This is a genomic window from Agromyces kandeliae (assembly GCF_009674665.1).
Lineage (GTDB): Bacteria > Actinomycetota > Actinomycetes > Actinomycetales > Microbacteriaceae > Agromyces > Agromyces kandeliae.
Window position 1 is genome coordinate 56,522 of the sequence record NZ_WKJD01000010.1, and the last position, 15,958, is coordinate 72,479.

Below are 15,958 nucleotides of genomic sequence, written 5' to 3' on the forward strand. Positions count from 1 at the left end.
CGGCTACCGCAGGGCGCGTTCGAGCACGTGGTCGTGCTCGATCCGGCCACCGAGGCGGAACCCCTTCGTCCCCACCACCTCGAAGCCCTGCTTCTCGTAGAAGCGGATGGCGCGGCCGTTCTCCTGGTTCACTCCGAGCCACACGACGGCGGCACCCGTCGCCGCAGCGACCGCGAGGGTCTCTGCCATGAGCGAGCCGGCGATGCCGGCCCCGTGGGCGACCGGGTGCACGTACATCTTGCTGAGCTCGATCGCCGGACGCGTCGTGACGCTGGCCGCGGCATCCTCATCGCCCGGCACGCCGTCCTCGGCGGATACCAGCATCGACCAGCCGACCAGTCCGCCCGTGGCGGCGACCTCCTCGGCCTCGGCGAGCGCGATGCCCGCCCCGCTCGCGCGATCGGGTTCGGCGACGAGGATCGTCCGCTCGGGGTCGGCGAGGTATTCGGCGAAGCGCACCTCGCTGAGCTCCTCGGCGATGAACCAGGCGATCGAGTCGGCCGTCGTCGACGGCGGGCACGCGAGCGGGAAGGTGACGGCGGCCAGGCGCGCGAGGGCCTCGGCATCGCCCGCCGTCGCGGGCCGGATCGTGACGGTCACAGGCCTGACGCTACCCGGGCGCTCGCGATCCGGCCATCGATTCCGGGAGCGTCGCGTGTCGCGCCCCTGCCCGACGCGCCGACGGGGTGGCAGGATCGGCCCATGGACGTTCCCCTCGACCGCGTGACCGCCCGCTCCGACGACGGCCGTTCGTTCCACATCCCGGGCCCGGTCGACGGCTTCGTCGTCGGCGCGCTCGTCGTGTTCGACGACGGGGATCGCCGCCAGCTCGGGCTCGTCGAGCAGCGCGACGACGAGCACGGCCATCTGCGCGGTCGGCTGCTGGGCCTCATCGACGACGGCCTCCTCGAGACCCGCGCCACGCTGCCGTTCGTCGCGGCGAGCGTGGCCGCGGTCGACCCCGGGGCCGTCGACCTGCTGCATGCGGCGACCGGTGCGGCGCTCGAGGTCGGCACCGACCTGACGCCGCCGGGCGGTCCGGCGAAGCTGCTGCCGCACCGGTTCAACCGGCACACGTTCTGGTGCGGCCAGAGCGGCTCCGGCAAGACCTACGCGCTCGGCGTCGTGATCGAGCAGGTCATCGCGCACACCGCGCTGCCGATCGTCGTCTTCGACCCGAACTCCGACTTCGTGCGGCTCGGCGAGCTGAACCCGGGTGCGACCGGGCCGACCGCCGACGCGCTGCGCGAGCGCGACATCCGGGTGCTGCGGCCGAACGTGCCCGGGTCCGAGCCGCTGCGCGCCCGGTTCGTGGGGATGCCGATGGCCTCGAAGGCTGCGGTGCTGCAGCTGGATCCGGTCGTCGACCGGCAGGAGTACAACGCGCTCGTGCACCTGCGCGAGACGCTCGACACGACGGACCTGGGCGCGATCCTCCCGACGCTCGGTTCCTCCGACGACCCGGTCAAGCGCGAGCTGGCGCTGCGCATCGAGAACCTCGGGCTCATGGGGTGGGAGGTGTGGGCCGGCACCGGTCGCGCGGCGACCGACGTCATCGACGAGCGACCGGACGCGACGGTGCTCGACCTCGGCGGCTTCTCGACGCCCGAGCAGCAGCTCGTGGTCGCGCTCGCGGTGCTCGACGAGCTGTGGGCGCGGCGCGAGGAGCGCCGCCCGGTCCTGCTCGTGATCGACGAGGCCCACAACCTCTGCTCGCCGCAGCTCGACTCCCCCGTCGCGATCGCCGTGCGCGAGCGCCTCGTGCAGATCGCCGCCGAGGGCCGGAAGTTCGGCCTGTGGCTGCTGCTGTCGACGCAGCGGCCCTCGAAGGTGCATCCGGGGATCATCTCGCAGTGCGACAACCTCGCCCTCATGAAGATGAGCTCCCCGATCGACCTCGAGGGGCTCGCGACCTACTTCGGCTACGCCCCGACGGGCCTCATCGCCCGGTCGCCGTGGTTCCGGCAGGGCGAGGCGCTCTTCGCCGGCGGCTTCGTGCCCGCGCCCACGCTGCTGAAGATGAACTCGCGCGTCACGCCCGAGGGCGGCGTCGACGTTCCGGTCCCCCTCCGCTGACATGGCGAAGCGGATGCCGCGGGCTTCCCATCCCGCGGCATCCGCTCGTCGTGCGCTGACGCGCGACCCGGCCTAGAGGAACCGGGCGTACGCCCCGACGGTGAGGAACGTCGGGAACTCGGGCTCGAGCGCGACCGACCGGAACACCGAGATGGCGTCGTCGAAGCGGTCGCCCTCGAAGCGGGGCAGGTCGGCCACTGCGGCCGCCATGATCCGCACGATCGACGTCTGGTCGATGCGCGTGCCCTCGGCGGTGACCGTGTTGTCGTGCAGCCACTGCCACACCTGCGAGCGCGAGATCTCCGCGGTCGCGGCGTCCTCCATCAGGTTGTCGATCGCCGCGGCGCCGGTCCCTCGGAGCCACGACTCGATGTACCGGATGCAGATCGAGATGTTGTCGTACACGCCGGCCTCGGTGACCTCGCCGCCGATCGACGGGATGTCGAGCAGCTCCGCCGCCGTGACCTGCACGTCCTCGCGGAGGCGGTCGACCTGGTTGGGCCGGTCGCCCAGCACCGCGTCGAACTCGGCGCGGGCGGTCGGGATGAGGTCGGGGTGCGCGACCCACGTGCCGTCGAAGCCGTCGCCCGCCTCGCGCCGCTTGTCGGCCGTGACCGCGGCGAGCGCGCGCTCGGTCACCTCGGGGTCGCGACGGTTCGGGATGAACGCGCTCATGCCGCCGATGGCGTGGGCGCCGCGCTGGTGGCAGGTCGACACGAGCAGCTCGGTGTAGGCCCGCATGAACGGCACGGTCATGGTGATCGACTTGCGGTCGGGCATGACCCAGCGGCGTCCGCGCGAGCGGAACGTCTTCACGATCGAGAAGATGTAGTCCCAGCGGCCGGCGTTGAGGCCGGCGCAGTGGACGCGGAGCTCGTAGAGGATCTCGTCCATCTGGAACGCGGCCTGGATCGTCTCGATCAGCACGGTCGCCCGGATCGTGCCGTGCGGGATGCCGACCTCCTCCTCGGCGAAGGTGAAGATGTCGTTCCAGAGCTTGGCCTCGCGGTGCGACTCGAGCTTCGGCAGGTAGAAGTACGGGCCGCGGCCGCCCTCGATGAGGGCCTTGGCGTTGTGGAAGAAGTAGAGCCCGAAGTCGACCAGGGAGCCGGAGGCGTGCATCGCGCGCCCCGAGCGGTCGTGGAACTTCAGGTGCTTCTCGACCAGGTGCCAGCCGCGCGGCCGGAACACGATGGTCGGCGTCTCGGTGGCCGTGACGCGGTACTCCTTGCCCTCGGGGCTCGTGTACTCCAGTTCGCCGCGCAGGAAGTCGAACAGCGAGAGCTGTCCTTCGACGACGTTCGCCCACGTGGGGCTCGTCGCGTCCTCGTGGTCGGCGAGCCACACCTTCGCACCGGAGTTCAGCGCGTTGATCGCCATCTTCCGGTCGGTCGGACCGGTGATCTCGACGCGGCGGTCCTCGAGGCCGGGACCGGCGCCCGCGACGCGCCAGGTGCGGTCGTTCCGGATCCACTCGGTCTCGGGGAGGAACTTCGGGTCGCGGCCGTTCGCGGCGTCGACCCGAGTCTGCAGGCGGACGGCGAGCAGCTCGTGCCGAGTGTGCGCGAAGCGGTCGTGCAGCTTCGCGAGGAACGCGAGCGCGTCGGGCGTGAGGATCTCGTCGTAGCGCTCGCCGAGCGGTGCGGTGACCTCGAGGTGCGGCTGCACGGTCTGGAAGCTCCCCGTCGCCGGCTTCGGCTCGGGCGTGGACGTCTGCGTGCGCGCGGACGCCATGGCGTCCGGTCGCTCGATGGTGATGGTCATGATCTCGTCTCCTTCGCGGGCGTGCGCCCGTCGATCAGTGCTGGAACTGCTCTTCCTCGGTCGATCCGACGAGGGCGAGGGTCGCGCTGTTCGGGTTCAGCGCCGTGGCGATCTGGTCGAAGTAGCCGGTGCCGACCTCGCGCTGGTGGCGCGTGGCGGTGTAGCCGTCGGCCTCGGAGGCGAACTCGGCCTCCTGCAGCTCGACGTACGCGGACATGTGGCGCTCGTTGTAGTCCTTGGCGAGCGTGAACATGCCGTGGTTCAGGGAGTGGAAGCCCGCCAGGGTGATGAACTGGAACGCGTAGCCCATCGACGCGAGCTCACGCTGGAACTTCGCGATCTGGTCGTCGTCGAGGTGGCGCTTCCAGTTGAAGCTCGGCGAGCAGTTGTACGAGAGGCGCTTGCCCGGGAACTTCGCGTGCACGGCCTCGGCGAAGCGTCGGGCGAGCTCCAGGTCGGGCTCGGCCGACTCGACCCACAGCAGGTCGGCGTACTCGGCGTAGGCGAGGCCGCGGGCGATGACGGGCTCGATGCCGTTCTGCACGTTGTAGAAGCCCTCGGCGGTGCGCTCGCCCGTGACGAACGGCTGGTCGCGCTCGTCGTGATCGCTCGTGAGCAGGGTCGCGGCGAGTGCATCGGTGCGGGCGATGATGATGGACGGCACGCCGGCGACGTCCGCCGCCATGCGCGCCGCGTTGATGGTGCGGATGTGCTGGCCGGTGGGGACCAGCACCTTGCCGCCCATGTGGCCGCACTTCTTCTCGCTGGCGAGCTGGTCCTCCCAGTGCACGCCGGCCGCGCCGGCCTCGATCATCTGGTGCATGAGCTCGTAGGCGTTGAGGGGCCCGCCGAAGCCGGCCTCGGCGTCGGCGACGATCGGCGCCATCCAGTCGCGGTCGTCCGTTCCCTGCTCGACCTGGCCCGCGCGCAGCAGCGCGTTGTTGATGCGGCGGACGACGGCCGGGACCGAGTTGGCCGGGTAGAGCGACTGGTCGGGGTAGGTCTGGCCGGAGAGGTTGGCGTCGGCCGCGACCTGCCAGCCGGAGAGGTAGATGGCCTTGAGCCCGGCGCGCACCTGCTGCACGGCCTGGTTGCCGGTGAGGGCGCCGAGCGCGGCCGACCACTCCGGGTCCTCCATCGGCTCGAAGGCGGTGCCGGTGTTCTTCCGGATGTTCTCCCACAGCTTCTCGGCGCCGCGGCGGGCGAGCGTGCGCTCCTCGCGGACCGGGCCGCGGAGGGCGATGACGTCCTCGGCGGTGTAGTCGCGCTTGACGCCCTCCCAGCGGGGGTCGGCGTCCCACTCGAGCTGGAGCTCGGCGGCGGTCTGCGTCTGGTCGCCGGGGCGGTTCTGGGTGCTCATCGTGGTGCTCCTTCGGTGCAGCGGTGCGGATGTCTCGTGGTCCGTCCGGCTCCTCCTGCGGTGCCGTCCGGGGGTCTGTGGAACCATGCTGCGCGCCGCGCAACGGGGTCGGACGACGAATCGGGGGGTGAACTTTCCCGGTTCTTCCGCGTCGCGGAACAACCGCGGGGCGGGCGGATGCCTCGGCGCCGCCGGGGGCAGAATGAGGGCGTGACGCACGACGGCGGCACCACCGACGACGAGCGGCGCCTCGAGCGGCGACGGTCGCGGCTGGGCGTGCTCGGCATCGCGCTCTTCGTCGGCGGACCGGTGCTCGGCGCGGGGCTCGCGGTCGTCGGCGTGGTCGTCGGGCTCCGCGAGGATCCGCGCTGGGCGCTGCTGGCCGTCCTGGGCCTGGGCGTCGGCTTCGCGTCCACGTTCGCCGGCCTGCGCATGCTGACGCGCCTCGAACAGGCCCGGTCGGTCGGCACGTCGCCGACCGGCGACGCACCGTTCGGCGAGCCGTCGGAGCCGACTGATCCGATGGCCGGCGACGTCCCGCGGCCGGGCGCCGGCCCCGACCAGCCCGACTCGGCCTCGCCCGGCCGGACGGGTCCCGAGCCGTAGGCCGCGACGAGCGCCCGGACGGGCGGTCGCGGTCCCCCTCCCTCGGTGTCCGACGACACGTGACCCGCGCCGCGTTTCGCCCGCATGACGGTTCAGCTCGCCCTGTTTCGCCCGCGTGACGATCACCCGGACGATCTGTCTGGTGCCGGCGTCCCGGGCGGAGTTTCGTCCGGTTATCCACGTGTCCATTGCACACGCGTGCAACAGGGGTTTGAATGGCCGGACGCGACGCGGCGTCAGTGAACCGGAGGTGCCAACAGGTGACGACAGCGACCGAGGCGAGGACCGTCTCAGACCCTGACCAGCGCGATGCCGCAGCGGGCTCCGTCGAACTCCAGCAGGTCACCAAGCGCTACGGCGACGCGGTCGCCGTCGACGGCCTGTCGCTGTCGATCCAGCCGGGCGAGTTCATCTCGCTGCTCGGTCCGTCCGGCTGCGGCAAGACCACGACGCTGCGGATGATCGCCGGCTTCGAGCAGCCCGACGAGGGTGACATCCTCATATCCGGACGATCCGTCCTGGGTGCGCCGCCCTACCGCCGCGACGTGAACACCGTCTTCCAGGCGTACGCGCTCTTCCCGCACATGACGGTCGCCGAGAACGTCGCATACGGCCTCCAGCAGCGCCGCACGCCCAAGGCCGAGGTGCGCGAGCGGGTCGCCGAGGCCCTCGACCTCGTGCAGATGCGCCGCTTCGCCGACCGCAAGCCGACCCAGCTCTCCGGCGGGCAGCAGCAGCGCGTGGCGCTCGCCCGCGCACTCGTCAACCGCCCGTCGGTGCTCCTCCTCGACGAGCCGCTCGGCGCACTCGACCGCCAGCTCCGCGAGGAGATGCAGCTCGAGCTCAAGCTGCTGCAGTCCCGACTCGGCATCACGTTCGTGTTCGTCACGCACGACCAGGGCGAGGCGCTCTCGATGAGCGACCGCATCGCGATCATGCGCGACGGCCGCATCGAGCAGCTCGCCGACGCCGACACGATCTACGCCCGGCCGACGTCGGCATACGTCGCCGCGTTCGTCGGCCAGCAGAACTTCTTCCGCGGGACCGCGGCCGAGGGCGGCTCGGCGGTCGAGTCCGAGCACGGCCTCGTGCGCGGCATCCGCTCGGCCCGCCTCGCCCCGCTCGCCGACGGCACGCCGGTGCAGGCGGCGGTGCGCCCCGAGTTCGTTCGCATCGAGGCGGATGCCGCGGGCGGCGCCCCCACGACCGGGGCGAACCGCGTGCAGGGCACCCTGCTCGGCGTCTCCCACCTCGGCGAGACGATGCAGTACCTCGTCCGGCTCGGCGACGACCAGAGCCTCATCGCGCGTCGCCCCACGCCGGAGGCCCCCGACCTCGCGGTCGGGGCGGCGGTCTCGTGCACGTGGAGCGACACGAGCGTGCAGGTCTTCCCGTCCGACGACGCGGCCGCGGCCGGCGGCTACGTCGCTCCGCCCACGCACTGACACCGCGCCGACCGAACCGCACCACGCACCACCGAACCCAGCAATCCGCCCGACCCCCAAGGAGCGACATGGCCGAGAAGTCCACCCCGATCCGGATCCTCGCGAGCACCGAGCAGGTGCCGATCCTCCAGCGCGCGATCGACCGCCGCCGGTTCCTGAGCTTCGCCGCCGCCATGGGCGGCACGGCATTCCTCGCGGCCTGCTCGTCGCCCGGCGGCGGCACCTCGTCGGCGCCGGTCGCCACGGGCGGCGAGCTCGAGGGCTCGCTCAACATCTACACGTGGGGCGACTACGACTCGCCCGACGTCGTCGCGTCGTTCACGTCCGACTTCGGCCCGAAGGTCACGTTCGACTCCTACGGCTCGAACGAGGAGCTGATCTCGAAGCTCGTCGCCGCGAAGGGCACGTCGGGCTACGACATCATCGTCCCGACCGGCGCGTTCATCCCCCAGATGATCGAGAACGGCATCATCCAGCCGCTGAACAAGGACCTGCTGCCGAACATCGAGCACATGGACCCCGCGTTCCTCGGCCGGAGCTGGGACCCCGAGAACGAGTACACGGTCTGCAAGGCGTGGGGCACCACCGGCTTCGTCTACGACAGGACGGTCATCACGCGCGAGCTCAAGGACTGGAACGACTTCCTCGACGCCGCGCAGAACGAGGCCAGCGGCAGGACCAGCGTGCTCGACGACCCGGCCGAGGTCACCGGCCTCTACTACTGGGCGAACGGCATCGACTGGAACACCACCGACGAGGCCGACCTCGCCGCGTGCGAGGACTTCATCGTCAACACGCTCGCCCCGCACATCTCGGCGTTCGACTCCTACCCCGGCGGCCAGGCGATCCCGCAGGCCACCCAGGTGCTCATGCAGGCCTGGAACGGCGACGCCCGCATCGGCATCCAGGAGAGCCCCGACCCCGAGCGCTGGCAGTGGGTGCTCGGCTCGCCCGCGACCGAGCTCTGGATGGACAACTGGGCGATCCCCGTCGGCGCTCCCCACCCGGAGGCGGCGCACGCGTTCATCGACTGGACGATGGTCCCCGAGAACCAGCTCCTCCAGGTCGACTACATCGGCTACCACACCGGCGCCGCGGGCATCGAGGAGGCCGCGAACGAGGCCGGCCTCGAGATGCTCGACCTCGTGTTCTTCTCCGAGGAGCAGATCGCCACCATGCACGACGGCGAGGTCAACGAGGCCCAGCAGGTCAACGTCGACATCTGGAACAAGGCGAAGGCCGCCGCCGGTGCGTAGTCTCCGCCTGCCGAGCTTCGCCCTCGCGATTCCCGCGTGGACGTGGCTCGTCACCTTCTTCGTCGTACCGGTCGGCGCGGTGCTGTACTTCAGCTTCGGCTACAAGCCGGGCATCTTCGGCACCCACGCGACCGACGTGCTGTCGTTCGACCGGTACGCCGAGGCCCTCTCGCCGACCTTCTTCGAGGTGTTCATGAACACCCTGTGGGTCGGCATCGCGGGCACCCTGCTCTGCCTCGCCATCGGACTCCCGGTGGCCTACTGGATGGCCGTCAAGGCGCCCGCGCACCGCCGCGGTCTGCTCATCGCCCTCGTGATGGTGCCGTACTGGACGAACTTCCTCGTGCGCACGATCGGCTGGCAGATCATCCTCGCCCCCGAGGGGTGGATGTCGCAGCTGCTCCAGACCGTCGGCATCACCGACGGCCCGCTCGCGATCCTGTACACGCGCACCGCCGTGCTGATCGGCGTCGTCTACAACTACCTGCCGCTCATGATCCTGCCGCTGTTCGTCGCGTTCGACCGCGTGGGGCCCGCGCTCCGCGAGGCGTCGAAGGACCTCGGCGCGAATCGGGTGGGCACGTTCATCCGCGTGACCTTCCCGCTCGCCCGCCCGGGGATCATCGTCGGCCTGCTGCTCGTCTACATCCCGCTCATGGGCGACTACATCACGGCGACGGTGCTCGGCGGCGCGCAGGGGAACATGGTCGGCCAACTCGTGGCGAGCCAGTTCCAGGCCGCGCAGAACTGGGCGCTCGGCTCGGCGATGGCGGTGCTGCTCATCCTCGTGATCATGGTCTCGGCGGCCGCGATCGGGTTCCTGCTCTGGCTCGTGTCGCTGCCGTTCCGCGTCCGCAACCGCGTCGTCCTGGAGGCCACGGCATGACCACCACCGCACCCGAGGCGACGCTCACGGATGCCGCGCCCGGCGTCGCCGAGGCGACGGCGCCCCGCACGCCCCCCGCACCGGTCGCGCGCCGCGCGCGTCGTTCCCCGGTCGACATCGGCCTGACGGTGTGGAGCGTGCTCGTCTTCCTGTTCCTGTTCGCGCCGATCATCGTGATCCTCGTGTACTCGTTCAACAACGGGCGACTGCTCATCGCGTGGAACGAGTTCGGATTCGAGCCCTATCGTGCGCTCTGGGAGAAGCCCGCGGTGCGCGACGCCGTCGCGGTGTCGCTGCGGACCGGCGCGATCGCCGCCGTGCTCGCGACGCTGCTCGGCACGCTCGCCGGCATCGCCCTCGCCCGCAAGCCCGGCAAGTGGGCGCTCTGGTTCATCGGGCTGCTGCTGCTCGTGTCGGTCACGCCCGAGATCGTCGACGCCGTCGCGCTCCTGCCATGGCTCGTGTTCCTCGGCCAGGACGCCGGACTGTCGATCTTCAACGACGGCACCGTGCGCCTCGTCGTCGGCCACTCGCTGTTCTCGACCGCGGTCGTGACGTACATCGTGCGGGCCCGGCTCGTCGGCCTCGACGCGCAGCTCGAGGAGGCCTCGGCCGACCTGTACGCGCGGCCCCTCACGACGTTCCGGCGCGTGACGCTGCCGCTCGCGATGCCCGCGGTGCTCGCCGGCCTGCTGCTGTCGTTCACGCTGAGCCTCGACAACACCGTCGTGGCGGCCTTCGTGCAGGTCTCCGGTTCGACGCCGTGGCCCGTGTACGTGCTGAGCGCCCTGCGCGGCGGCCTCCGGCCCGAGATCGCCGCCGTGTCGACCGTGATGCTGCTGCTCACGCTCGCGGCACTCGCCCTCGTCGCGGTCGTGCTGAAGCGCGCCGGCGACTCGGCGACGCAGATCGCCCGAACCATGTCGGGCGGCTGAGCTCCGCGCGGCCGCGGTCCGACCCGAACGCCGCGGCCGCGCGGCATCCCGCCCGTGCCTCCCCGTCCCGTCCCGTCCCGTCCGCGATCCGAAGGAGCCCATCGCCATGACCCACGCCGACCTCGTCTTCACGGGCGGACCCGTCTTCACGGCGGACACGGTCCGCTCCCGAGCGACGGCGGTCGCCGTCCGCGCCGGCCGCATCGTCGCCGTCGGGACGGACGACGAGGTCCGCGACCTGGTCGGCGCCTCGACCGAGGTCGTCGACCTGCGCGGGCGGCTGCTCGTGCCCGGATTCCAGGACGCCCACGTCCACCCGGTGTGGGGCGGGCTCGACCTGATGCGCTGCGACCTCGCCGAGCTCTCGACGCAGGACGAGTACCTCTCCCGCATCGCGGAGTACTCGGCCGCGCACCCCGACGACGAGTGGGTGCTCGGCGGCGGATGGTCCATGTCCGCGTTCCCCGGCGGAACCCCGACCGCTGCGGCCCTCGACCGGGTCGTGCCCGACCGTCCGGCATTCCTGCCCAACCGCGACGGGCACGGCGCGTGGGTGAACTCGGCCGCGCTGCGGCTCGCGGGGATCGACCGCGACACGCCCGACCCGGCCGACGGGCGCATCGAGCGCGACGCCGACGGCCACCCCAGCGGCACGCTGCACGAGGGCGCGATGTCGCTCGTGAACCGCCTCCTCCCCGAGACGAGCCTCGAGACGCTCACCGAGGCCGTGCTCCTCGGCCAGCAGTACCTGCACTCCTACGGCGTCACCGCGTGGCAGGACGCGATCGTCGGCACGTACGGCGACGCCGGCGACCCCGGCCCCGCCTACGTCGCCGCCGCGAACGCGGGGAAGCTCACCGGCCGCGTCGTCGGCGCGATCTGGTGGGACCGCACGCGCGGCATCGAGCAGATCCCCGACCTCGTCGCCAAGCGCGACGCGTATCGCGCGGGCCGGTTCGCCGCCACGAGCATCAAGATCATGCAGGACGGCGTCGCCGAGAACTTCACCGCTTCGATGCTCGAGCCGTACTGCGACGGCCACGGCCACTTCACCGACAACTCCGGCATCTCCTTCGTCGACCCCGCCGTGCTGAAGCCCGCCGCGGCAGAGCTCGACCGCCTCGGCTTCCAGCTCCACTTCCACGCCATCGGCGACCGGGCGGTCCGGGAGTGCCTCGACGCCGTCGAGCACACGATCGCCGCGAACGGCCGAAGCGACCACCGTCACCACATCGCGCACATCCAGGTCGTGCACCCCGAGGACATCCCGCGCTTCCGCGAACTCGGCGTCGCGGCGAACATGCAGTCGCTGTGGGCCGCCCTCGAGCCGCAGATGGTCGACCTCACGCTGCCGTTCCTCGGCGACCCGCGCAGCGCCTGGCAGTACCCGTTCGGCGACCTGCTGCGCTCCGGCGCCGTGCTGGCGGCGGGCAGCGACTGGTCGGTGTCGACGCCCGACCCGCTCGCCGCCATCCACACGGCGGTGAACCGGAAGTCGGCGCCCGCGTACGCCGAGGGCGACTACGAGGCGTTCCTGCCCGAGCAGGCGATCGACCTCGCGACCTCGCTCACCGCGTACACCGCCGGCTCGGCGTGGGTGAACCACCTCGACGACGTGACCGGCACGATCCAGGTCGGCAAGTACGCCGACCTCGTCGTGCTCGATCGCGACCCCTTCGCCGGGGCGGCCGACGAGATCGGTGCGACGCGCATCGAGCAGACGTTCGTCGACGGCGAGCGCGTGTACGCGGCCGATGACGCGGGGGCGCTGCGCGCGGCCTGAGACGGGCCGGCGGCCGGCGTCGTCAGGCGCCGAGCTGCGCTCGGACCACGGCGTCCGACCCCTCGACCTCGAGCGTCCACTCGGGACGCACGAAGGCCTCGCGCTCGAGCCGCAGGAGCACCTCGCGCTCGACGAGTTCGTTGCGCGTGACGACCCGCCTGACACCGTTCTCGACGTAGCCCAGGTGGCGCGAGACGCCGAGCGAGGCGTCGTTCCAGTCGAGCGCCCCCGATTCGGCGACCTCGGCACCGAGGTGGTCGAAGCAGAACGCGAGCACCGCCGCGCGCATCTCGATCCCCAGGCCGAGACCCTGGCGCGACGCCGTCAGCCAGGACCCGGTCGATATCGTCCGGAGCTTCGCGAACTCCAGCCCACGCACGTCCTGGATGCCGATCGGCACGCCGCCCTCCAGCACCGCGAACAGCAGGGTCCAGGCGTCCGGGGTCGTGCCGGCGCGCTCGCGCCAGACGTACCGCGCGAGCTCGCGCCGGAGGACCTCGGGCGGCTCGTCGCTCCACGGGTGCGCGAACGGCATGACGGCCGGGTCGTGGATGCCGCGGATCGCCGCCTCGGCGAGTCCGGCGAGGTCATCGTCGCGCACGGGTCGCAGTTCCAGCCGAGGGGTGCGGAGGGTGAGCCCGAAGAGGGGCCAGACGTCCACGAGGTCCATCGCACGACTGTAGCGGGATGGGTGGGCCTCGCATCGTCGCGACCCGGCGACGCGTGGTGTGCCGCCGGGCCGCGTCGGGCGCATCACGCAGCGGGTCGATCGCGAACGAGGTCGTCGAGCACCCGTTCGACCTCCGGCTGCCAGCCGATGGCTCGCGCACGCGCGCCGGATGCCACCTGGTCGAGCATGAGCGCGTCGGCGAACGCGGATCCGAGGCGCTCGCGTGTGACGTCCGGCGGTTCCGGCACGACGCGGCCGGGCCCGGCGATCGCCTCCGCGATCGCGCGGACGGTCGTGGGTGCGCCGTCGGAGGCGATCACGCGCCGCGGCGGTCGCTCGTGCTCGAGGACCATGAGGTAGAGCCGCGCGAGGTCGTCGACGTGCACGAGGCTCCAGTGCTGTCCGCCGTCCCCGATGAGCCGCATCGCCCCTCCCGGGGTGCGCGGACCGTCGGCGATCAGGCGGACGAGCCCTCGCCCGCGCCCGTAGACGACCCCTGGCTCGATGACGGCGGCGTCGACCCCCGAGTCCAGCAGGCGCTCCTCGATGGGCACGCGCCACGCGACGAGGTCAGGGGCCCGGTCGAGCGTGCCGTCCTCGTCGAGGTCGCGCCCCGATCCGCGGATCCACACCCCGCTGGTGAACACGAGCCGCGCCCGGCCGTCGCCGAACGCGCGGATCGCGGCGTCGACGACGGTCGCGTTCAGTTCGTCGGCGCCGTCCGCGGGCGCCGCCGCGTGCACCGCGCCGTCCATCGAGGCGAGTGCCGCCGACACCGCGTCGACGTCGCGCAGGTCGACCCACGCCGGCACGGCGCCCGCTGTCGCCACCCGGTGCGCGGCGCGCTCGCTGCGCACGACCGCATGCACGTCGTGTCCTGCCGCGACCAGCGCCTCGAGCACGGCCGAGCCGATGTATCCCGTTCCTCCGGTGAGCAATGTCTTCATGCTCGCGAAGGTAGGGGAATGCCCCCAGGTCACTTCAACGTTACTTCCGGCGAGGTCGACGTGGCCGTCGCGGTCGACCGACGAGACCACGCCCGACCGAAGCGAGCCAGCATGCCGACCGCACCGCGCGAATCGCACCGGACCCCGCAGCTCCCGTCCGACGTGCTCGATCCGGCATGCCCCAGCAGGGTCGCCTTCGGCCGGATCGGCGAACGGTGGTCGATGTTCGTGATCCTCGCCCTCGCAGACGGCGCGCTCCGGTTCAACGCGGTCCGCAGGCGCGTCGGCGCGGTCTCGACGAAGGTCCTCACCGAGACCCTCAGGGCGCTCGAGCACGACGGACTCGTCGAGCGGCGCGAGTCCCCCGGAGCGCCGCGCCGTGTCGAGTACTCGCTCACCGACCTGGGCGGTTCGCTGCTCGCGCCGATCGACGCCATGCGCACCTGGGCCGAGCAGCATGTCCCCGATATGCTCGCGTCGCGCGAACGGCACCTGATCGCCGAGGAGGACGCCCTGCTCGGCCCCGGTCGTGCGGCCGGGCGCACGGGGTGATGGAACGGAAACATCGCCATCCTTCATGGGCACGGACGCGATGGAGCAACGCGATCGAGGACGAACTGCACGGTTCGGCGTGAACATCGCAGGTTCTTCCGTTTGCACCATCCGGCCGCTCATGTGAGCATGAGGCATGGTCACCGTCGATCCCTCCCGCATCTCGGTCCCGCACTCCGCATACGCGGCCGTGCCCGTCCGAGGCGCCGGCGTGGTCGGCGCACCGACCGAACCGTCGCCCGACGAGGTCGACGCGCTGACGCTCGGCCGTCGCATCCGCGAACGCCGCCTGGCCGCCGGCATGACCCTCGGCCGACTCGCCGAGGCGATCGACCGGGCGCCCAGCCAGGTCTCCGCGATCGAGAACGGCAAGCGCGAACCCCGCCTGTCGATGCTCCGCACGATCGCGCTCGCGCTCGGCACCACGGCCGACGAGCTGCTGCGGCCGGATGCCCCGTCCGAACGCGCCGCACTCGAGATCGCCGTCGAACGCGCGCAACGCGGGCCGGTCTTCGCCGCGCTCGGCCTCGACCCGTTCCGCGTGGCGAAGACCATGAACGACCAGACGCTGCAGACCATCCTCGCGCTGCACAACGAGATCGACCGGCTGCACCGCGAGCGCGCGGCGACGCCCGAGGAGGCGCGCCGGGCGAACGCGCAGCTGCGCGCCGAGATGCGCGCCCGCGACAACTTCTACCCGGAGCTCGAGGCGAAGGCGGCCGAGCTCCTCGAGGCCGTCGGCCACGCCGGCGGCCCGGTCTCCCACCAGTTGGTCGCCGACATGGCGAGCCACCTCGGCTACTCGCTCCACTACGTCGGCGACCTGCCCCACTCGACGCGGTCGGTGACCGACAAGCGCAACGGGCGCATCTACCTGCCCACGCAGCAGTCGCCGTCGCGCGACTCGCGCTCGCCGATCCTGCAGGCGCTCGCCTCGCACCTGCTCGGCCACGAGGAGCCCGGCAACTACGGCGACTTCCTGCGCCAGCGCATCGAGACGAACTACCTCACGGCGGCGATCCTGCTCCCCGAGCAGGCGGCGGTCCGCTACCTGACCGAGGCGAAGAACCTGCGCCGCATCTCGATGGAGGAGCTCCGCGACCACTTCGCGGTGTCGTACGAGACGGCCGCGCACCGGTTCACGAACCTCGCGACCGCGCGCCTCGACATCCCGGTGCACTTCATGAAGGTGCACGAGTCGGGCACGATCATCAAGGCGTACGAGAACGACTCGGTGCGCTTCCCGTCCGACGCGCTCGGCGCGGTCGAGGGCACGACGGTGTGCCGGAACTGGACGGCTCGAACGGTGTTCGACGTCGAGGACCGCTTCAGCCCGTGGTACCAGTACACCGACACGTCGTCGGGCACGTTCTGGTGCACGTCGCGCATCGAGAAGGCCAAGGAGGGCGAGTACTCGGTCTCGGTCGGGGTGCCGTTCGAGCACGTGAAGTGGTTCCGCGGGCGGGAGACACCGCACCGTGCGGTGTCGCGTTGTCCCGACGAGTCGTGCTGCCGCCGCGCGCCCGACGAGCTCGCGGGCAAGTGGGCGGATGCCTCGTGGCCGGCCGCCCGCACGCCGACCTCGCTCCTCGCCGCGCTGCCGACGGGCACGTTCCCGGGCGTGGACCAGACCGAGGTGTACCAGTTCCTCGAGGCCCACGCGCCCCGCACCTGACCG

General features: G+C 71.7%; 14 protein-coding genes. 9 read left to right on the top strand and 5 right to left on the bottom strand.

The features are described 5' to 3' along the window. Positions 1-3: 3 nt before the first annotated feature. Positions 4-600 (bottom strand): GNAT family N-acetyltransferase, encoded by a 597-nt coding sequence (locus tag GJR97_RS06590; protein ID WP_324613231.1) that lies wholly within the window; start codon positions 598-600, stop codon positions 4-6. Positions 601-702: 102 nt separating this feature from the next. Here GJR97_RS06590 and GJR97_RS06595 point away from each other — a divergent pair, with 102 nt between their 5' ends. Beyond that, positions 703-2,076 carry an ATP-binding protein gene (locus GJR97_RS06595; protein WP_154345716.1) on the top strand — a complete coding sequence of 458 codons (1,374 nt, stop codon included), beginning with the start codon at positions 703-705 and terminating at the stop codon, positions 2,074-2,076. Between the two features lie 72 nt (positions 2,077-2,148). Here the strand turns inward: GJR97_RS06595 and aceB are convergent, their stop codons facing one another. Both aceB and aceA read right to left on the bottom strand, forming a co-directional pair. Further along, positions 2,149-3,840 carry a malate synthase A gene (aceB, locus tag GJR97_RS06600; RefSeq protein ID WP_456057507.1) on the bottom strand — a complete coding sequence of 564 codons (1,692 nt, stop codon included), beginning with the start codon at positions 3,838-3,840 and terminating at the stop codon, positions 2,149-2,151. 34 nt (positions 3,841-3,874) lie between these two features. Further along, positions 3,875-5,200: an isocitrate lyase gene (aceA, locus tag GJR97_RS06605; RefSeq protein ID WP_154345717.1), complete on the bottom strand. Its 1,326-nt coding sequence runs from the start codon at positions 5,198-5,200 to the stop codon at positions 3,875-3,877. A 210-nt stretch (positions 5,201-5,410) separates the two neighbouring features. Here aceA and GJR97_RS06610 point away from each other — a divergent pair, with 210 nt between their 5' ends. The 6 genes from GJR97_RS06610 to GJR97_RS06635 all read left to right on the top strand — a co-directional run bounded on the left by GJR97_RS06610 (position 5,411) and on the right by GJR97_RS06635 (position 12,111). After that, complete coding sequence (locus tag GJR97_RS06610; protein ID WP_154345718.1) at positions 5,411-5,806, top strand: hypothetical protein; 396 nt, start codon at positions 5,411-5,413, stop codon at positions 5,804-5,806. 260 nt (positions 5,807-6,066) lie between these two features. Continuing rightward, on the top strand, positions 6,067-7,251 hold the full coding sequence (locus GJR97_RS06615) for an ABC transporter ATP-binding protein (RefSeq protein WP_324613232.1): 1,185 nt from the start codon (positions 6,067-6,069) through the stop codon (positions 7,249-7,251). 68 nt (positions 7,252-7,319) lie between these two features. After that, positions 7,320-8,507 (top strand): polyamine ABC transporter substrate-binding protein, encoded by a 1,188-nt coding sequence (locus tag GJR97_RS06620; RefSeq protein WP_154345720.1) that lies wholly within the window; start codon positions 7,320-7,322, stop codon positions 8,505-8,507. After that, the gene (locus tag GJR97_RS06625; RefSeq protein ID WP_324613233.1) at positions 8,500-9,393 is read left to right on the top strand and encodes an ABC transporter permease; all 894 of its coding nucleotides are present in this window, start codon (positions 8,500-8,502) and stop codon (positions 9,391-9,393) included. Before GJR97_RS06620 ends, GJR97_RS06625 begins: the two co-directional genes overlap by 8 nt. Continuing rightward, positions 9,390-10,328: an ABC transporter permease gene (locus GJR97_RS06630; protein ID WP_154345721.1), complete on the top strand. Its 939-nt coding sequence runs from the start codon at positions 9,390-9,392 to the stop codon at positions 10,326-10,328. Before GJR97_RS06625 ends, GJR97_RS06630 begins: the two co-directional genes overlap by 4 nt. A 106-nt stretch (positions 10,329-10,434) precedes the next feature. Further along, complete coding sequence (locus GJR97_RS06635; RefSeq protein WP_154345722.1) at positions 10,435-12,111, top strand: amidohydrolase; 1,677 nt, start codon at positions 10,435-10,437, stop codon at positions 12,109-12,111. 22 nt (positions 12,112-12,133) lie between these two features. Here GJR97_RS06635 and GJR97_RS06640 read toward each other — a convergent pair whose 3' ends face one another. Then, complete coding sequence (locus tag GJR97_RS06640; protein ID WP_154345723.1) at positions 12,134-12,781, bottom strand: GNAT family N-acetyltransferase; 648 nt, start codon at positions 12,779-12,781, stop codon at positions 12,134-12,136. Positions 12,782-12,864: 83 nt separating this feature from the next. Further along, complete coding sequence (locus GJR97_RS06645) at positions 12,865-13,728, bottom strand: NAD-dependent epimerase/dehydratase family protein (RefSeq protein ID WP_154345724.1); 864 nt, start codon at positions 13,726-13,728, stop codon at positions 12,865-12,867. Positions 13,729-13,839: 111 nt separating this feature from the next. On the opposite strand from GJR97_RS06645, the gene GJR97_RS06650 reads away from it, so the two are divergent. Both GJR97_RS06650 and GJR97_RS06655 read left to right on the top strand, forming a co-directional pair. Next, complete coding sequence (locus tag GJR97_RS06650; protein WP_154345725.1) at positions 13,840-14,280, top strand: winged helix-turn-helix transcriptional regulator; 441 nt, start codon at positions 13,840-13,842, stop codon at positions 14,278-14,280. Between the two features lie 136 nt (positions 14,281-14,416). Next, on the top strand, positions 14,417-15,955 hold the full coding sequence (locus tag GJR97_RS06655; protein WP_154345726.1) for a helix-turn-helix transcriptional regulator: 1,539 nt from the start codon (positions 14,417-14,419) through the stop codon (positions 15,953-15,955). Positions 15,956-15,958 lie beyond the last annotated feature (3 nt).

Excerpts from the sequence above, each read along its gene's own strand:
- GJR97_RS06595 (WP_154345716.1), top strand. The coding sequence starts at position 703 with ATGGACGTTCCCCTCGACCGCGTGACCGCCCGCTCCGACGACGGCCGT.
- aceB (WP_456057507.1), bottom strand. The coding sequence starts at position 3,840 with ATGACCATCACCATCGAGCGACCGGACGCCATGGCGTCCGCGCGCACG.
- aceA (WP_154345717.1), bottom strand. The coding sequence starts at position 5,200 with ATGAGCACCCAGAACCGCCCCGGCGACCAGACGCAGACCGCCGCCGAG.
- GJR97_RS06620 (WP_154345720.1), top strand. The coding sequence starts at position 7,320 with ATGGCCGAGAAGTCCACCCCGATCCGGATCCTCGCGAGCACCGAGCAG.
- GJR97_RS06630 (WP_154345721.1), top strand. The coding sequence starts at position 9,390 with ATGACCACCACCGCACCCGAGGCGACGCTCACGGATGCCGCGCCCGGC.
- GJR97_RS06635 (WP_154345722.1), top strand. The coding sequence starts at position 10,435 with ATGACCCACGCCGACCTCGTCTTCACGGGCGGACCCGTCTTCACGGCG.
- GJR97_RS06640 (WP_154345723.1), bottom strand. The coding sequence starts at position 12,781 with ATGGACCTCGTGGACGTCTGGCCCCTCTTCGGGCTCACCCTCCGCACC.
- GJR97_RS06645 (WP_154345724.1), bottom strand. The coding sequence starts at position 13,728 with ATGAAGACATTGCTCACCGGAGGAACGGGATACATCGGCTCGGCCGTG.
- GJR97_RS06650 (WP_154345725.1), top strand. The coding sequence starts at position 13,840 with ATGCCGACCGCACCGCGCGAATCGCACCGGACCCCGCAGCTCCCGTCC.
- GJR97_RS06655 (WP_154345726.1), top strand. The coding sequence starts at position 14,417 with ATGGTCACCGTCGATCCCTCCCGCATCTCGGTCCCGCACTCCGCATAC.